This window comes from Saccharopolyspora galaxeae (assembly GCF_016526145.1).
Lineage (GTDB): Bacteria > Actinomycetota > Actinomycetes > Mycobacteriales > Pseudonocardiaceae > Saccharopolyspora_C > Saccharopolyspora_C galaxeae.
This window is the reverse complement of the sequence record NZ_JADDUE010000005.1, coordinates 365,136-381,269: the sequence shown is the minus strand read 5'-3', so window position 1 is coordinate 381,269 and position 16,134 is coordinate 365,136. Positions and strand designations below refer to the sequence as shown.

Here is a 16,134-nt window from a genome sequence, read left to right as displayed (position 1 = left end):
GGGATGTGCCGTCATCTGGCCTACCTGGGTCCGGCGGTGACGCTGGAGGAGTTGTTGCTGCGCCCGCGGCATTCGCTGCTGGAGCAGACCTGGTCGCCGCGCGACATGCGCGGCGGCGGCACCGTGAACGTCGACGGCTTCGGCGCCGGCTGGTACGAGCAGGGTGCACCGGAGCGGTTCCGCAGCGCCGTTCCGATGTGGACGGACACCGCGTTCGCGGGGCTGGCGCGCAGGCAGCGGGCGAGCGCGGTGCTCGCGGCGGTGCGCTCGGCCACGGTGGGAATGCCGGTGATCGAGACCGCCTGCGCCCCGTTCACCGACGGCACCTGGCTGTTCAGCCACAACGGAGTGGTCGCCGGCTGGCCGGACTCGCTGGCCAAGGCCGCCGCGGAACTCGACGTGATCGACCTGATGACCTTGGAGGCGCCCACGGACTCCGCGGTGCTGTGGGCGCTGCTGCGGCAACGCCTGCACGCCGGGCAGGACCCGGCGCTGGCGGTGTGCGAGGTGATCGACCAGGTCGCAGCCGTGCGCCCGGACTCCCGGCTGAACCTGCTGCTGACCGACGGCTCCACCGTGTACGCCACGACTTGGAGTCATGCGCTCGCACTGCGCCGCACCGAGGACTCGGTGACGGTCTCGTCCGAACCGTTCGGCGACGACCGCGAATGGGAGCCGGTGCCGGATCGCCACCTCGTGGTGGCCGATTCCAGCACCGTGCGCGTCACACCACTTCCGGAGGGGGAACACCCGTGAGCCAACCCGAGCTGACCGTGCACTTCACCGAGGCCGACGCGGCGCGGGAACTGCGCGCCGACGTCCGCGAAGGACTGACCGACGAGCCGAAGTGGCTGCGGCCGAAGTGGTTCTACGACGCCGCGGGCAGCGAGCTGTTCGAGCGGATCACCGAACTGCCGGAGTACTACCAGACCCGCGCCGAGCACGACATCCTCGCCCGGCACGCGGTCGAGATCGCCGAGGCGGCGGGCGCGGGAACGCTGGTGGAGCTGGGGTCGGGTTCCTCGGAGAAGACCCGGCTGCTGCTGGAGGCACTGCGCAAGACCGGCACGTTGCAGGAGTTCGTGCCGCTGGACGTCTCGGAGTCCGCGCTGCGCGCGGCGATCGACGCCATCGCGCGGGACTACCCGGACCTGGCGGTGCGCGGCATCGTCGGCGACTTCACCACCGAGCTGGCTTCGGTCCCGCCGGGTCGCGGCCGGATGGTGGCGTTCCTCGGCGGCACCATCGGCAACCTGCTGCCCGCCGAGCGCGCGGAGTTCCTCTCCGCGGTGCGATCCGCGCTGCGGCCGGGGGAGTGGCTGCTGCTGGGCACCGACCTGGTCAAGGACTCCGGAAGGCTGGTGCGCGCCTACGACGACGCCCAGGGCGTGACCGCCGAGTTCAACCGCAACGTGCTGCGGGTGCTCAACCGCGAACTCGGCGCCGAGTTCGACCCGGCGGCGTTCGAGCACGTCGCGCAGTGGAACGCCGAGCAGGAGTGGATCGAGATCCGGCTGCGCGCCACCCGCCCGATGCGGGTGCACATCACCGGGCTCGACCTGACCGTGGAATTCGCCGCGGGCGAGGACATCCGCACCGAGGTCTCGGCGAAGTTCCGGCGCGCGCGGGTGGCGGGCGAGCTGGCCGCCGCCGGTTTCGAGCTCAGCCGTTGGTGGACCGACGAAGCGGGCGATTTCGCCTTGACGCTGGCCACTGCGAGCTGAGCCGGGCGGCGGGGCCGGGTTCCCGGCCCCGCCGCGGGTTCAGCTGGTCTTGCGGCGCAGCCAGCTCGGGTCGATGCCGACCGGAGCCGGGGCGCCCAGGTCTTGCGGGGTGTAGCCGTTCGGGTAGTTCGGGTAGCTGCGGTTGCCCGGGTCTTGCGCGGCCTTCGAGACCTTGCGCTCGGGCAACCGCCGCACCACCGCCGAGCGCGCGCGCAACGCGCCGCGGGAAACCGCTCCCACCCATGCCGGGGCGGCGCGGAAGCCGAACGCGGTCAGCATCCGCTCGTCCAGCAGGCTGCGCACGCCCAGCGACACCACCGGCCGCAGCGGTTTCGGGAACCAGGAGCAGAACAGCTCCAGCGTGTAGCGGCCGATGGCGTGGTTGGTGTCGGTGTAGCGGAAGTGCTCGGCCTCGAAATCCAGCTTGAACCGGCGGAATTCCTCGAAGGTCTCCGGGATGTCCTTGATCCCCATCCGGTTGCCGACGGCTTGGAAGTAGTGGAACGCGGCCGCGCGCTCGTTGGCGTGCAGCGGCCGCCAGCCGAACTGCTCGATCCAGTCGATCGGGTCGTAGACGAACGTCGACAGCACGTAGAGCATGTCGTCGTTGCTGATCACGTAGCGGCCGTGCGCCCGGTTGATCACCCGCAGCGCCTGCTTGCCGCGTTCCGAGTCGTAGCCGTGCTCGGCGAGTTCGGCCATCAGCAGCGCGGTGTCGTCGTAGCGCTGCTGCGGGCGCTTCTCGAACTCGCCGGTGGCGGCCAGCAGCGCCGAGATGCTCGGCACGCAGTAGGTGCGGAACAGCGCGAACTCCAGCGCGCGCTGGTAGTCGAACGGGAACTCGTGCCCGATCGAGATCCGGTAGATCTCCTGGTCGTCGGTCGCCGGATCGAGCGCGGCGATGCGGTGCAACCAAGTCCGCGGCATCGGGAGCCTCCTCGCGGCACGGTCGGGTCCGAGCCTCTCGGCCGGTACAACGACGCGGTCGGCCGGGGTGTGACGACGGCGGGACCGCGGTGCCGGCCCGGCTGCGCTGCCAGTCGGGCTGCGGTGCCGGTCCGGTTGCCGCGCCTGGTGCGAGCGGCGGAAGCGGGCGCCTCCACCCGAGGCCGGGGGAGGCGCCCGCGGCAGCCGCTGCGCTGGTGGGATCAGCTCGGCGGCTTCACGCTGTAGATCGCCCGGCTGCCCGGTTCCTCCGTCAGCGTCCAGAGGTGGTCACTGCTGTTGTAGTAGGACAGGTCCTCGGATGGGCCCCGACCGCCGTCTTCCGCAGGCGTTCCGACCGCATCCTTCGCGTCGAGCACGAGCTCGCCGTCCTTCTCGGTGGCGCGCGAAAGGTAGTAGGCATCCTTGTCGTAGCCGCCGGTGCCTTCGCCCCGGTGCGTGAAGTACCACTTCCCGTCGTGCACCGAAGCGCCTTGGACGTACCCGGTCGGCAGCGTGTGCGCCTCCTGCGGCCGGAATCGTTCCGAGCCGCCGGACGTGGGCGCGATCTTGCCGTCTTTCAGGTTCCAGGTCATGACCCGGCCGTTCGGCTCGCCCTTGCCACCGCCGCAGTACTCGCCGGTGATCAACCGGTCCGGCTTCGTGCTGCGGTCCAGGCCGATGTAGGAGAAGCGGGTCGGTCCGGTACCGCACGTGCCCTCCGGCTCCTGCACCTTGACGTAGGCGTCCACCTGGAGCATCACGTACCGGTAGTCCCCGGCCGCGGGGTCGCCGCTGCCCTCGAGGTCGAGGATGTAGTCGGTGTTGAACACCCGGATACCGCCGTTGGTGTCGGCCACGTAGAGGTTCTTGCCGTACCACGCGATGCCGCCGGCGTGGATGCTCTTCCCGCCGCTGGTGAGCGGCCGCAACGTCGGGTCGTTCTGGTCGTCGCGGTCGGGGATCATCAGCAGGACGTGCCGGTACTTCTTCGTCGCCGGGTCGAGGAACGACAACCGGACGCCTTGGTCCCCCTTGCTGTACCAGCTGGTCACGACCGGCTTCCGCGCGCCCCACTGCTCGTCGGCGACCGCGTCGGAGACGGTCGTGACGCCCTGCGGGTACCAGGCCTCGGTGTTCTGGTCGTCGCCCTGCCCGTCGACCTGGGGCTGGAAGCAGAAGGTGTGCGCGGCGCCTTCCGGTGCGTTGCAACCCTTGTCGCCTTCCGTTCCGGCGGTCCGGTTGGCGTCCTTCAGCAGGGTCTGAACCCCGACCCTGGTGTGCTGGTCCCGGATCTCGTTCGCGATGTCCAGGTACTCCCGGCTCGGCGTGCGAAGCTCGAAGCCCTTGTCGACCTGCGGTCCGGCGTTCTCGGCCGCCACCGCAGTGGCGGGTGCGCAGAGCAGTGCGGGCAGCAGCGCCATCGCCGCGAGCGCCGCGTGGCCCCGTATCCGCGAGCCGGTCGTCCGGCGGGGACTGCGCACCAGGCCTTTCCTGCGGATTTTCATGTTCCTCCCCCTGGTCAGCATGTGTGATCCAGAAACATGCTTGCCCAGGGGACGCTCCGCGTACCCGTTTCGCCGGGGATTCACCCGAATGGTCGCTGGCCGGAGCCGGTCGGCTCGCAGGGGCGACCCGGTGGGAACGTTCCGCGGCGGTCGGTCGCGTCGGCAGGAGCTCGCCGCGCAACGGTGTCGCTGGCGGGACGCGCGGCCGGATCACACCGGGGTGAGCCGCCCGCTCACGGCTCGCCTTCCGGCGGCAGCGGCGGGAATTCCACGGGGGTGCGCTGCCCGAGCGTCTGCACCGCGGTCTGGAAGTCGGTGGCCGAGAGCGACTCGACCATCAGCCGCACCGACTCGGCGACCGCCTCCGGACCGCCGGTGTCCACCCCGCGCCAGACCTGCCGCTTGATCACCGCCATCGAGCGGGGCGAGCAGTTCTGCGCGAGTTCGCGCGCGTAGTCCTGGGCGGCCGCGAGCACTTCCTCCTTCGGCCGCACGAACTGCACCACGCCGAGTTCCCGCGCTTCGGCCGCGTCGACCTTGCGCGCGGACAGCAGCAGGTCCATCGCGTTGGCCACCCCGACCAGCCGCGGCAGCAGCCACGCCGTGCCGTACTCGCCGATCAGCCCGAGCTTGCTGAACGCGGTCGACAGCCGCGCACCGTCGGCCATGAACCGCACGTCGGCGAACAGCGCCTGCGCCAGCCCGAGACCGGCCGCGCCGCCGTTGAGCGCGGCGATCAGCGGTTTGCGCAACGTCATCGGGTGGTGCGGCGGGAAGCCGAGCGCTTCGACCACGTCGGCGCTGTCGCCCGCGGCGAGCAGGTTCAGCGTCGAGGCGTCCGCGCCGCTGCAGAACCAGTCGCCGTCGCCGGTGACCACGATGGCCCGGACTTCCGGGTCCGCGTCGGCGTCGGCCAGCGCGGCGTAGTAGGCCGCGAACATCACACCGTCCATGGCGTTGCGCCGCTCCGGGCGTCCGAAGTGGATGGTCCGGACGCCGCGTTCGGTGCGCACCCGGATTCCGGTGCCGCCTTCGGCGGAGGAAGACATCAGCGACTCGCTCCCCACTGGTCGATTTCCGAGCGGACAACGACTCCGGCGGCCGATGCGTGATGCACCGCCCGCCGACGTCGCCTGCCAGGGCGGATGTGACTCGGGACGCACGCGCGCCGCCGCTGGCGGCGGGCCCGGCGGCCTATCCTGTTCGGCGATGCGCCGCCATGCGGACGGGCGTCCCGCGGTGAGGGCGGGCGCGGCGGCGGGCGAGCCGGGAGGTCGTGCCAGTGGCGGAGACGAGGACCGGTGGGACCCGGCCGCGCAATCGCCGGGAGCTGATCACCGCAGCGGCCTCCCGGCTGTTCCACGAGCGCGGCTACACCAGGGTCAGCGTCAGCGACATCGCCGAGGCCGTCGGCGTCGGGCCGTCCGCGCTGTACCGGCACTTCGCGGGCAAGCAGCGGCTGCTGCGGCGGGTGGTGCTCGATCACCTGCACCCGTTCGAGCGGGTGCTGAGCGCGCGTTCCGACGACCTGGACGCGGTGGTGCGGGAACTGGCCGCGACCGCGCTGGACCACCGCGAACTCGGCGTGCTGTGGCAGCGCGAGGCGCGGCACCTGCCGGAGGGCGAACGGGCCGAGCTCAAGGACCAGCTGCGCGTCGTGGCGGGCGGGCTGGCGGAGCTGGCCCGGGCGAGCAGGCCCGATCTGTCCGAGGAGGACGCGCGCTTCCGCGGCTGGTGCCTGTTCAGCGCGCTGACCAGCCCCTCGTACCACAGCACCGAGTTGCCGCGCGGCCAGTTCGAGGTGCTGCTGCGGGACGTGGTGCGCACCATCACCGGACTGCCGCTGCTGGTGTCCGGGCGCCGCCGCGGCATCCCGGACGCGGACACGCTGCTGCTGCAACGCGGCGGAGCGTCCCGGCGGCGCCAGCTGCTCTCGGCCGCGACGAGGCTGTTCGCCGAACGCGGCTACGACGCGGTGACCACCGAGGAGATCGGCGCGGAAGTCGGCATCTCCGGGCCCAGCGTGTACAACCACTTCGCCAGCAAGCAGGAGCTGCTGGCCGCGGTGATCACTCGCGGCTCGGCGTGGCTGGAGATCGACCTGGGCCGCACCCTGGTGCGCGAACCGGACCCGCAGGAGGCGCTGCGGGCGCTGCTGTGGTCCTACATCACCTTCGCGCTCGATCACGGCGGCTTCATCGAGCTGCTGGTGGGGGAGGTGGGCCACTTGCCCGATCACGAGCGGCACCGCGCCAGGCAGACCCAGCGCGAATACGTCTCGGAATGGGTCTCGTTGCTGCGCGAGATCCGCCCTGAGCTGGACGCGGCCACCGCCCGCGTCCTCGTGCAGGCCACGCTGACGCTGGCCAACGACATGGCGCGCACCGGGACGGTGCGCACTCCGGAGGCGGTCCGGCAGGTCGGGGCCGCCCTGATGCTCACTACCGGAACTTGAGCGCGCTCTGCTAGGGGGCGTTCACTTTTCGCGGGCGCCACCCCTGTTTTCGAGGTCTTTTGGTACTGCTTCGAGGGTATGCCGTACTCACTTGTCGGTTGACTCCGAAGATTCGGCCGCACTAACCTCCCCGATCGGGACCCGCAGGTACCGCGTCGCAGGCAGCGGCGCGACCGCGCACCCGTCAGGGGAGAGGTTCCGCGGCGAATGGCCACGACGGCGCAAGTTGCGCAGGACTTGCCCACGGCGGCAGGGCCTGCCCAGGACGAAGGAATGGCAGGGTCGCATCAGCGATGAGCAGCGCGACGGAACCGGTGGGCGTGCCGCCGGCCGAGGAGCCGGACATCCACACCACCGCCGGCCGGCTGGCGGATCTGTACCGGCGCAACCACGAGGCGGTGCACGCGGGCTCGGAACGCGCCATCGAGCGCCAGCACGCCAAGGGCAAGCTCACCGCCCGTGAGCGCGTCGACCTGCTGCTGGACCCGGGTTCGTTCGTGGAGATCGACGAGCACGCGCGGCACCGCTCGACGAACTTCGGCATGGACGAGAACCGGCCCTACGGCGACGGCGTGGTCACCGGCTACGGCACCGTCGACGGGCGCAAGATCTGCGTTTTCTCGCAGGACTTCACGGTCTTCGGCGGATCGCTCGGCGAGGTCTTCGGCGAGAAGATCGTCAAGGTGATGGACCTGGCGCTCAAGACCGGCTGCCCGCTGGTCGGCATCAACGACTCCGGCGGCGCCCGCATCCAGGAAGGCGTGGCCGCGCTGGGCCTGTACGCGGAGATCTTCAAGCGCAACACGCACGCTTCCGGCGTGGTGCCGCAGATCTCGCTGGTGGTGGGCCCGTGCGCGGGCGGCGCGGTGTACTCCCCGGCGATCACCGACTTCACCGTGATGGTCGACCAGACCTCGCACATGTTCATCACCGGCCCGGACGTGATCAAGACCGTCACCGGTGAGGAGGTCAGCTTCGAGGAGCTGGGCGGGGCGCGCACGCACAACTCGACCTCCGGCAACGCGCACTACCTGGCCTCCGACGAGCAGGACGGCATCGACTACGTCAAGGAACTGCTGTCCTACCTGCCCGCGAACAACCTCGCCGAACCGCCGGTGTTCGACGCCGAGGCGGAGGCCGGTTCGATCGCGGAGGGCGTCACCGAGGCGGACCGGGAACTGGACACGCTCGTCCCGGACTCGCCGAACCAGCCCTACGACGTGCACGAAGTGCTCTCCCGAGTGCTCGACGACGGGGACTTCCTGGAGGTCTCGGCGCTGTTCGCACCGAACATCGTGGTCGGCTTCGGCCGGGTCGAGGGCCGCAGCGTCGGCGTGGTCGCCAACCAGCCGACCCAGCTGGCCGGCACCTTGGACATCGACGCCAGCGAGAAGGCCGCCCGGTTCGTGCGCACCTGCGACGCCTTCAACATCCCGGTCGTGACGTTCGTGGACGTGCCGGGGTTCCTGCCGGGCACCGGGCAGGAGTGGAACGGCATCATCCGGCGCGGCGCGAAACTGCTCTACGCCTACGCGGAAGCGACCGTCCCGCTGGTCACCGTGATCATGCGCAAGGCCTACGGCGGCGCCTACGACGTGATGGGCTCCAAGCACCTCGGCGCGGACATCAACGTGGCGTGGCCGACCGCGCAGATCGCGGTGATGGGCGCGCAGGGCGCGGCGAACATCCTCTACCGGCGCCAGCTCGCCGAGGCCGAGGAGAAGGGCGAGGACGTCGAGGCGCTGCGGGCGCAGCTGCAGCAGGAGTACGAGGACACCCTCTGCAACCCCTACGTCGCTGCCGAACGCGGCTACGTCGACTCGGTCATCCCGCCGTCGCACACCCGCGGCCACCTGGCCCGGTCGCTGCGGATGCTGGCCGACAAGCGGGAGTCCCTGCCCGCCAAGAAGCACGGCAACATCCCGCTGTGAGCAACCGACCTCGAGGAGTCCTTTCGGAATGATTTGCGTAGCGGTGCCGGTAGCGGAACCTCAGCGGCTTCCTCGCTGTGGGATCGATTTCTGACGTAGCTCCCTACGCGGCGAAATCGCTGTCCTCGCGAGGAAGCCGCTGAGAACCCGCCGGTGGTCCGGCTGCGTACATGGTCGCCGCTCAGCGGCTACGCCGCTGACAAAACGAAGACCAAAAATCGTACTGAAATGATCCGTAAGGAGCCGCAGCCATGAGCAGCCCAGGGCAGGGCCCGCAGCTCAGCGTCGTGCAGGGCGAGGACGACGGCACCGGTGCGGGCGACCGGCCGGTGTTGCGCGTCCTGCACGGGCATCCGACCGACACCGAACTCGCCGCGTTGACCGCGACGCTGACCGCGCTCGGCGGCGCGAGCGGCGCGGCGGAACCGCAGCAGCCGGTGTCGTTCTGGGCCGACAAATCCGACCAGGTGCGCCGTGGTCCGGCGCAGACCGCCCCGCGACCCGGGCCGGGCGCGTGGCGCTATTCGCTCCGCCCGCGCTGAGCGCGCGGACATAAAGATCTTCAAGAACGAGAACTCTGCCTAAGACGAGCATTGCGGACAGGGATGGTGTGCACACCATGGGGTTGAAGAAGGTTCTGGTCGCCAACCGCGGTGAGATCGCGGTGCGCGTGGTGCGCGCGTGCCGCGATGCCGGCATCGCGTCGGTGGCCGTGTACGCCGAACCGGACGCCGACGCGGTGTTCGTGCGACTGGCCGACGAGGCGTTCGCCCTCGGCGGGCAGACCGCCGCGGACAGCTACCTGGACTTCGAGAAGGTGATCTCGGCGGCGAACCGCGCCGGCGCGGACGCGGTGCACCCCGGCTACGGATTCCTGTCCGAGAACGCGGAATTCGCCCAGGCCGTGCAGGACGCGGGCCTGGTGTGGATCGGGCCGAACCCGCAGGCCATCCGCGACCTCGGCGACAAGGTCACCGCCCGGCGGATCGCGCTGCAGGCCGGTGCGCCGCTGGTGCCGGGCACCAAGGACCCGGTCGCCGACGCCGACGAGGTGGTGGCCTTCGCCAAGGAGCACGGGCTGCCGGTGGCGATCAAGGCCGCGTTCGGCGGCGGTGGCCGCGGGCTGAAGGTGGCCCGCACGCTGGAGGAGATCCCGGAGCTGTTCGACTCCGCGGTCCGCGAAGCGGTCTCGGCGTTCGGCCGCGGGGAGTGCTTCGTGGAGCGCTACCTGGACCGGCCGCGGCACGTGGAGGCCCAGGTGCTGGCCGACCAGCACGGCAACGTCGTCGTGGTCGGCACCCGGGACTGCTCGTTGCAGCGGCGGCACCAGAAGCTCGTCGAGGAGGCCCCGGCGCCGTTCCTCACCGACGCGCAGCGCGAGCAGATCCACACCGCCGCGCGCGGGATCTGCGCGCAGGCCGGTTACCACGGCGCGGGCACCGTGGAGTTCCTGGTCGGCGAGGACGGCACGATCTCGTTCCTGGAGGTCAACACCCGGCTGCAGGTCGAGCACCCGGTCTCGGAGGAGACCACCGGGCTGGACCTGGTCAACGAGCAGTTCCGCATCGCCGCCGGTGAGCGGCTGCGGCTGACCGAGGACCCGACTCCGGTGGGCCATTCCATCGAGTTCCGCATCAACGGCGAGGACCCGGGCCGCAACTTCCTGCCCGCGCCGGGCACGGTGACCAGCTTCGTGCCGCCCGCCGGGCCGGGCGTGCGGGTGGACGCCGGGGTGGAGTCCGGCAGCGTGATCGGCGGGCAGTTCGACTCGCTGCTGGCGAAGGTGATCGTCACCGGCTCCGACCGGCTGCAGGCCATCGCGCGGGCCCGCCGGGTGCTGGCGGAGATGCAGGTCGAGGGCATCGCGACGGTGCTGCCGTTCCACCGCACGGTGCTGACCGACCCGGCGTTCGTCGCTGAGTCCGGCGCCGAGTCCTTCACCGTGCACACCCGTTGGATCGAGACCGAGTTCGACAACCGGCTGGAGCCGTTCACCGACTCCGCGCCGCCGGAGGAGGAAAGCGCACCGCGGCAGAACATCGTCGTCGAGGTCGACGGTCGCCGCGTGCAGGTCTCGCTGCCCGCCGAGTTCGGCGCCGCCGCGGCCCCCGCGGCCGGCGGGGCGAAGAAGAAGCCGCGCAAGCGCACCGGGGGCGGTGGCGGCGCCGCGGTTTCCGGGGACGCCGTCACCGCCCCGATGCAGGGCACGCTGATCAAGCTGGCGGTCGAGGACGGCCAGCAGGTCGCCAAGGGCGAGCTGATCGGCGTGCTGGAGGCGATGAAGATGGAGAACCCGGTCAACGCGCACAAGGACGGCACCGTCACGGAGCTGGCCGCGCAGCCCGGCGATTCCCTGAACCAGGGCGCGCCGCTGTGCACGATCAAGGACTGAGCGCTCCGCCCGGCCGGTCGCCCCTGCGCTCCACTGTGGACGGCCGGTCGGCGGGGAACTGAATTCCCGCGAGGAGGAGACCATGGACGCGATCTGCACCTGCTTGTGCAGGCAGGCCGGCCACCACGGCATCTGCCAGGAGACCCCGGAGCACGGCCTGCGGCTGCTGGCGCCGCAACTGACCATGACCTCGACCGGTGAGGTGTGCAGGCCCTGCTACCAGGCCACCGTGCAGGGCGGCAGGCGGCTGCCGCAGCCGGCCTGATCCGCTCCTCCTCCCGGAACCGCCGGTTCTTCCAGGGCGCCGTCCCGCTGTTCGCAGCCACGACGGCGCCCTCGCTGTTTCAAGGCGCTGACGAGGGACTTTGTCCCGTGTGGGGGTGCAGCCGGAACCCGGCATCGTGAACCGGTCGGCCGAGCACGACCGCGTGGCACGAAGGAGGCACCGCAGATGCAGGCGACCTTCCCCGCGGCGCTGGGCCTGGCGCCCGAGCAGGTCGAGCAGGTGCTGCGGCTGGCGGGGCGGGCCCCGTCGCTGCACAACCGGCAGCCCTGGCGGTTCCGGATCGCTCCCGAGGTCATCGAGTTGCACGCGGATCAGGACCGCCGGATGCCGGGAACCGATCCGGAGGACCGGGAGCTGCGCCTCGGCTGCGGTGCCGCGCTGTTCAACCTCCGCCTGGCCCTCGCGCACGTCGGGGTGCGGCCGCTGGTGACCTTGCAGCCGTCGGTCCGGATTCCCGGGCTGCTGGCCGAGATCCGCCGCGGCGGCTCGGTGCACGTCGGCGCCGAGCAGTCCGCGCTGCTGCGCGCGATCACGACCCGGCGCACGAACCGCCGCCCGTTCTTGCCGACCCCGGTGCCGAAGGTGCACCGCAACACGTTGATCGGCGCGGTCGCCACCGAGCACGCCTGGGTGCACATGGTGGAGCGGGCGCAGCGCGCCGAGCTGCTCGGCCTGGTGCGTCGCGCGCACGAGGCGCAGATGGCCGATGAGCGGTTCCGCGCCGAGATGGCGGCGTGGACCGGGTTGCGCGAAGGCGCGCCGGAAGGGGTGCAGGCCTCCTCGGCAGGTCCGGCGCCGGAAGCCCAGGACGAATGGGTGCTGCGGGACTTCTCCGGAGGGCACGCCCGCCCGCGCGTGCCGGGCAAGGACTTCGAGGACGACCCGCTGACCATGGTGCTGTGTTCCTACAGCCAGGGCAGGCAGGCGGATCTGGAGGCGGGGCAGGCGATGCAGCGGCTGCTGCTGACCGCGACCTCGCTGGGCCTGGCCGCCTCCTACCTGTCCCAGGTGGTCGAGGTGGGTGAGACCCGCGCGCAGCTGCGGTCGCTGCTCGACGGGACGCTGGAACCGCGGGCCGTGCTGCGCGTCGGCTACGGCTCACCGGTGCCGCCGACCCCGCGCCGGGAGCCGATCGAGCTGCTGCTGCCCGCCGCGGCGGGTCAGCGCACCCATGCGGCCACGCGGTAGGCCGGAAGCACCGGCGTAGCGGTGCTTCGGTGACTGCGCCGCGGACGGGGCGAGCTGCGACGGCCACTGGAGCGGCCGCGCCGCGGGCGGTCCCGGTATAACGGGACCATGCCCGAACACGGTGCGACTGCGGTGCTGCTGCCTGCTCCCGGCGCGGATGCGCTGCTGCGGAAGGTGGCCGCCGAGCATCCCGCAGCGGCGCGGGCGGGCGTGCCCGCGCACATCACCGTGCTCTACCCGTTCCTGCCGCTGTCCGAAGTGGACGATTCAGTGCTGGCCGAGCTGCGTGCGCTGTTCGCGGGTCAGCCCGCGCCGCGCGTCGAGTTCGCCCTGCCGGAGCCGGACCACGGCTTCGTCGCGCTGCGGCCCGAACCGCTCGAACCGCTGCGCGAGCTCACCGACGCGGTCCGGTCCCGCTGGCCGCACCTGGTTCCCTACGGCGGCTCGCACGGCGACGACGTGGACCCGCACCTGACCGTCGCGATGGATGTGTCCACTTCGGACGCGCGGAGCATCGCGGCGGGCATCGCCGGGCACCTGCCGCCTCCTGCGGTGCTCGAACAAGCGTGGGTGACCGGCTACGACGGCGAATGGTCGGTGCGGGCGCGACTGCCGCTGGCGGGACGGCCGCATCGCGGCACCGGCAGCTGATCCTGCGCGGTCAGAATCCGTCGCTGTCGCCGTTGGCCGCGCGCAGCGTGCGCATCGCCTCCGCCAGCGCGTGCGAGCGGTCCGCGCCCAGCGGCGCCAGCACGCGGCGGCGCAGGATCTCCGCGCACGCTTCGCGGGCGGCTTCGGCGATCTCCCGCCCGTGCTCGGTCAGCACCGCGTAGGTCACGCGCCGGTCGGTGTCGCAGGGCTGCCGCACGATCAGGTCGGCCGCGGCGAGCCGGTCGGCGACCTTGGTGAACCCGCCGCTGCTGAGCGCGGCCTCCCTGGCCAGCTTGGTCATCGGCATCCGGTGCTCCGGGGAGCGCACCAGCCGCAGCAGGATGTCGAAGGGCCCTGGTGTGAGCCCGAAGCGCTCGGCGATCTCGCTCATCAGGCGCTCTTGGGTGAGGTGGTATCCCTCGATCACCAGTCCCCACCAGGTGACGATCTCGTCGTCGTCGGTGGTGAGGCCGTCGGTACCGGGCTCCGGGAGTCCGGCGGCAGTCGCCGGTTCCCCGCCGTGGAGGTCTTCGCCGTGGATGCCGCCGTTGGGTGTCACCGCGCCAGTCGCGCTGCCAACGCTCACCTGAGCTCCTTTCGATACCGCCATTAGCGGGACGCAAGTGTACCTGCCTGGCGTCTCGCGATGAAATCTCTTGCGCGGAAGAGAGTTGGTCAGTAATGTCCCGGCCGAGGGAGCCGCGCGCTCCCGGAACGCACGAATGCCGGGCAGTCGCCCGGCCGCCTCGAAGGAGCCGTTCATGGGCAACGTCAAGCTCAGCGTCATCTACTACTCGTCGACCGGCACCGGCACCGAGATCGCCAACGCGCTGGTGGCCGAGGCGGAAGCCGCCGGCGCCGAGGTGCGCCTGCGCAAGGCGCCGGAGCTGGCCCCCGACGCCGCGATCGACGCGAACCCGGCGTGGCGGGCGAACCTCGAGGCGACCCGCTCGGTGCCCGACGTCGCGGCCGAGGACGTGGTGTGGGCGGACGCGGTCATCTTCGGTTCGCCGACCCGCTACGGCAACATCGCCGCGCAGCTCAAGCAGTTCATCGACACCCTCGGCGGCGAGTGGCAGCAGGGCCTGCTGGCGGACAAGGTCTACAGCGGGTTCACCTCCAGCGCCACCAAGCACGGCGGCCAGGAGTCCACGCTGCTGGCGCTGTACAACACCATCCACCACTTCGGCGGCATCATCGTCAGCCCCGGCTACACCGACGGCTCGAAGTTCGTCGACGGCAACCCCTACGGCACCAGCCACGTCGACGCGCAGGGCCAGCTGAAGGTCGACGACGAGACCCGCACCGCGGCCAGCGTTCAGGCGCGCCGCGTCGTCAAGGTCGCCCAGGCCCTCAAGGCCGGCCAGGCAGCCTGATCCCAGGACGCCGGTGGGGCCGCGCGCCCCACCGGCACTCACCCTCCCGAACGACGGAGCTTTTCGATGAGCATCGCCACGAGCGGCCTGCACCACGTCACCGCGATCGCCGGTGATCCGCAGCGCAACGCCGACTTCTACCTGCGCACGCTGGGACTGCGGCTGGTGAAGAGCACGGTGAACTTCGACGACCCGGGCACCTACCACCTCTACTACGGCGACGAGGCGGGCCGCCCCGGCTCGTTGCTGACGTTCTTCCCGTGGAAGGGCGCTCCGAGCGGCCGCCGCGGCACCGGGCAGGCCACCACCACCGCGTTCTCCGTGCCGGAGCAGTCCATCGGCTGGTGGCACCGGCACCTGACCGAGCAGGGCGTCGAGGTCGGCGAGGTGCACAACCGCGACGGCGAGGACGCGCTGACCTTCACCGACCCGGACGGACTGGCGCTGTCGCTGGTCGCGCACCCGCAGGGCGATCCGCGCGCGCCGTGGGACAACGGGATCGTGCCCGCTGAGCACGGGGTGCGCGGGCTGCACTCGGTGACGTTGTCGGTCACCGAGGAGGAGGCCACGGCCTGGATGTTCGGCGACCTCGGGCTCACGTTCAGCTCCCAGGAGGACAACCGGTTCCGCTTCGCCGCGGGTGACGGCGGCCCGGGCGCGTTCGTCGACGTGCTGGTCACTCCGGACGAACCGGAAGGACTGGTCGCGGCCGGGACCGTGCACCACGTGGCGTGGCGCGCGCCCGACGAGACCGCGCAGGCCAACTGGCGCGAGGAGCTGGTCGACGCCGGATTGCAGGTGACCTCCATCCTCGACCGGCAGTACTTCCGCTCGATCTACTTCCGCGAGCCCGGCGGCACGCTGCTGGAGATCGCCACCGACGAGCCCGGATTCACCGCCGACGAACCGCTGCTGGAGCTCGGCCGGGAACTGAAGCTGCCGCCGTGGCTGGAGCCGGACCGCGAGCAGATCTCCCGGACGTTGCCGAAGCTCGACCTGCCCGCCGAGAACAACCCGGGGGTGGCGGCTTGAGCGAGCTGTCGCTGACGTACGAACACGTCGACGGCGACCCGGACGCGCCGGTGCTGCTGTTGCTGCACGGCACCGGCGGTGGCCCGAAGGATCTGCTGGGCGTCGCCCAGGAGCTCAGCCCGCGTTCTCCGCTGCTGGCCCCGGCCGGTCCGGTGTCCGAAGGGGGGTCCGCGCGCTGGTTCCGCCGGATCGCCGAGGGCGTTTTCGACCACGACGACGTCGTGCGGCGCACCCACCAGCTCGCCGATTTCCTCGCCGCGGCCGTCGAAGAACACGGACTGGGCGGGCGCCGGCTGGTCGCGGTCGGCTTCTCCAACGGCGCGAACATCGCGGCCGCGCTGACGCTGCTGCGGCCCGAGTCGGTCCAGGAGGCGGTGCTGTTCGCCGCGATGCAGCCGGTTCCGGATCCGCCGGTGCACGACCTGACCGGCACCCGGGTGTTCCTGGGCAACGGGCGGATCGATCCGATGGCGCCGCTGGAGTCGGCGGACCGGCTGGTCGCGGACTTGCGCACCCGCTCGGCGGAGGTCACCGAGCACTGGCACGACGGCGGTCACCAGATCACGCTGCCCGGCGTGCACGCCGCGGCCGAATGGCTCGCGGGGCGGTAGGCGCAGCTCCGCGGAAACGCCCTCGCCGGTTCGGGGAGGGGAAGGACGGGCCGTCC

At 71.5% G+C, this 16,134-nt stretch carries 16 protein-coding genes; 12 read left to right on the top strand and 4 right to left on the bottom strand.

The features are described from left to right. Positions 1 to 3: 3 nt before the first annotated feature. Together egtC and egtD are read left to right on the top strand one after the other, a co-directional pair. The gene (gene egtC / locus INP57_RS14515; RefSeq protein WP_200070719.1) at positions 4 to 756 is read left to right on the top strand and encodes an ergothioneine biosynthesis protein EgtC; all 753 of its coding nucleotides are present in this window, start codon (positions 4 to 6) and stop codon (positions 754 to 756) included. Then, positions 753 to 1,724, top strand: a complete 972-nt coding sequence (egtD, locus tag INP57_RS14510; RefSeq protein WP_200070718.1) for an L-histidine N(alpha)-methyltransferase — start codon at positions 753 to 755, stop codon at positions 1,722 to 1,724. Before egtC ends, egtD begins: the two co-directional genes overlap by 4 nt. Before the next feature lie 39 nt (positions 1,725 to 1,763). Here egtD and INP57_RS14505 read toward each other — a convergent pair whose 3' ends face one another. The 3 genes from INP57_RS14505 to INP57_RS14495 form a co-directional block, all read right to left on the bottom strand. Beyond that, positions 1,764 to 2,651 (bottom strand): oxygenase MpaB family protein, encoded by an 888-nt coding sequence (locus tag INP57_RS14505; protein ID WP_200070717.1) that lies wholly within the window; start codon positions 2,649 to 2,651, stop codon positions 1,764 to 1,766. Positions 2,652 to 2,872: 221 nt separating this feature from the next. Next, entirely contained in the window at positions 2,873 to 4,132 is a 1,260-nt protein-coding gene (locus INP57_RS14500) for a hypothetical protein (RefSeq protein ID WP_200070716.1), read from the bottom strand. 257 nt (positions 4,133 to 4,389) lie between these two features. Beyond that, positions 4,390 to 5,205 (bottom strand): enoyl-CoA hydratase-related protein, encoded by an 816-nt coding sequence (locus tag INP57_RS14495; RefSeq protein ID WP_200070715.1) that lies wholly within the window; start codon positions 5,203 to 5,205, stop codon positions 4,390 to 4,392. A 233-nt stretch (positions 5,206 to 5,438) separates the two neighbouring features. Here INP57_RS14495 and INP57_RS14490 point away from each other — a divergent pair, with 233 nt between their 5' ends. From INP57_RS14490 to INP57_RS14460, 7 genes are all read left to right on the top strand, one after another. Next, positions 5,439 to 6,611, top strand: coding sequence for a TetR/AcrR family transcriptional regulator (locus INP57_RS14490; RefSeq protein ID WP_307850080.1), 1,173 nt, complete (start codon positions 5,439 to 5,441; stop codon positions 6,609 to 6,611). A gap of 293 nt (positions 6,612 to 6,904) precedes the next feature. Next, positions 6,905 to 8,542 carry an acyl-CoA carboxylase subunit beta gene (locus INP57_RS14485; protein WP_200070713.1) on the top strand — a complete coding sequence of 546 codons (1,638 nt, stop codon included), beginning with the start codon at positions 6,905 to 6,907 and terminating at the stop codon, positions 8,540 to 8,542. 251 nt (positions 8,543 to 8,793) lie between these two features. After that, positions 8,794 to 9,084, top strand: coding sequence for an acyl-CoA carboxylase epsilon subunit (locus tag INP57_RS14480; protein WP_200070712.1), 291 nt, complete (start codon positions 8,794 to 8,796; stop codon positions 9,082 to 9,084). A gap of 77 nt (positions 9,085 to 9,161) precedes the next feature. Beyond that, positions 9,162 to 10,934 (top strand): acetyl/propionyl/methylcrotonyl-CoA carboxylase subunit alpha, encoded by a 1,773-nt coding sequence (locus tag INP57_RS14475; RefSeq protein WP_200070711.1) that lies wholly within the window; start codon positions 9,162 to 9,164, stop codon positions 10,932 to 10,934. A gap of 82 nt (positions 10,935 to 11,016) precedes the next feature. Continuing rightward, positions 11,017 to 11,199 (top strand): hypothetical protein, encoded by a 183-nt coding sequence (locus INP57_RS14470; protein WP_200070710.1) that lies wholly within the window; start codon positions 11,017 to 11,019, stop codon positions 11,197 to 11,199. A gap of 186 nt (positions 11,200 to 11,385) precedes the next feature. Continuing rightward, entirely contained in the window at positions 11,386 to 12,408 is a 1,023-nt protein-coding gene (locus tag INP57_RS14465) for an Acg family FMN-binding oxidoreductase (RefSeq protein ID WP_200070709.1), read from the top strand. 108 nt (positions 12,409 to 12,516) lie between these two features. After that, on the top strand, positions 12,517 to 13,059 hold the full coding sequence (locus INP57_RS14460; RefSeq protein WP_200070708.1) for a 2'-5' RNA ligase family protein: 543 nt from the start codon (positions 12,517 to 12,519) through the stop codon (positions 13,057 to 13,059). Positions 13,060 to 13,069: 10 nt separating this feature from the next. Here INP57_RS14460 and INP57_RS14455 read toward each other — a convergent pair whose 3' ends face one another. After that, on the bottom strand, positions 13,070 to 13,507 hold the full coding sequence (locus tag INP57_RS14455) for a MarR family winged helix-turn-helix transcriptional regulator (protein WP_307850091.1): 438 nt from the start codon (positions 13,505 to 13,507) through the stop codon (positions 13,070 to 13,072). A 313-nt stretch (positions 13,508 to 13,820) separates the two neighbouring features. Here INP57_RS14455 and wrbA point away from each other — a divergent pair, with 313 nt between their 5' ends. From wrbA to INP57_RS14440, 3 genes are all read left to right on the top strand, one after another. Then, entirely contained in the window at positions 13,821 to 14,435 is a 615-nt protein-coding gene (gene wrbA / locus INP57_RS14450) for an NAD(P)H:quinone oxidoreductase (RefSeq protein ID WP_200070706.1), read from the top strand. Between the two features lie 66 nt (positions 14,436 to 14,501). Continuing rightward, on the top strand, positions 14,502 to 15,467 hold the full coding sequence (locus INP57_RS14445; protein WP_200070705.1) for a ring-cleaving dioxygenase: 966 nt from the start codon (positions 14,502 to 14,504) through the stop codon (positions 15,465 to 15,467). Next, positions 15,464 to 16,078 (top strand): alpha/beta hydrolase, encoded by a 615-nt coding sequence (locus INP57_RS14440; protein WP_200070704.1) that lies wholly within the window; start codon positions 15,464 to 15,466, stop codon positions 16,076 to 16,078. Before INP57_RS14445 ends, INP57_RS14440 begins: the two co-directional genes overlap by 4 nt. Positions 16,079 to 16,134: the final 56 nt, after the last annotated feature.

Bases quoted from the DNA above. Each gene is read 5' to 3' on its own strand.
- INP57_RS14505 (WP_200070717.1), bottom strand. From the start codon at position 2,651: ATGCCGCGGACTTGGTTGCACCGCATCGCCGCGCTCGATCCGGCGACC.
- INP57_RS14465 (WP_200070709.1), top strand. From the start codon at position 11,386: ATGCAGGCGACCTTCCCCGCGGCGCTGGGCCTGGCGCCCGAGCAGGTC.
- INP57_RS14475 (WP_200070711.1), top strand. From the start codon at position 9,162: ATGGGGTTGAAGAAGGTTCTGGTCGCCAACCGCGGTGAGATCGCGGTG.
- INP57_RS14460 (WP_200070708.1), top strand. From the start codon at position 12,517: ATGCCCGAACACGGTGCGACTGCGGTGCTGCTGCCTGCTCCCGGCGCG.
- INP57_RS14485 (WP_200070713.1), top strand. From the start codon at position 6,905: ATGAGCAGCGCGACGGAACCGGTGGGCGTGCCGCCGGCCGAGGAGCCG.
- INP57_RS14480 (WP_200070712.1), top strand. From the start codon at position 8,794: ATGAGCAGCCCAGGGCAGGGCCCGCAGCTCAGCGTCGTGCAGGGCGAG.
- INP57_RS14445 (WP_200070705.1), top strand. From the start codon at position 14,502: ATGAGCATCGCCACGAGCGGCCTGCACCACGTCACCGCGATCGCCGGT.
- INP57_RS14495 (WP_200070715.1), bottom strand. From the start codon at position 5,205: ATGTCTTCCTCCGCCGAAGGCGGCACCGGAATCCGGGTGCGCACCGAA.
- wrbA (WP_200070706.1), top strand. From the start codon at position 13,821: ATGGGCAACGTCAAGCTCAGCGTCATCTACTACTCGTCGACCGGCACC.
- egtC (WP_200070719.1), top strand. From the start codon at position 4: ATGTGCCGTCATCTGGCCTACCTGGGTCCGGCGGTGACGCTGGAGGAG.
- INP57_RS14470 (WP_200070710.1), top strand. From the start codon at position 11,017: ATGGACGCGATCTGCACCTGCTTGTGCAGGCAGGCCGGCCACCACGGC.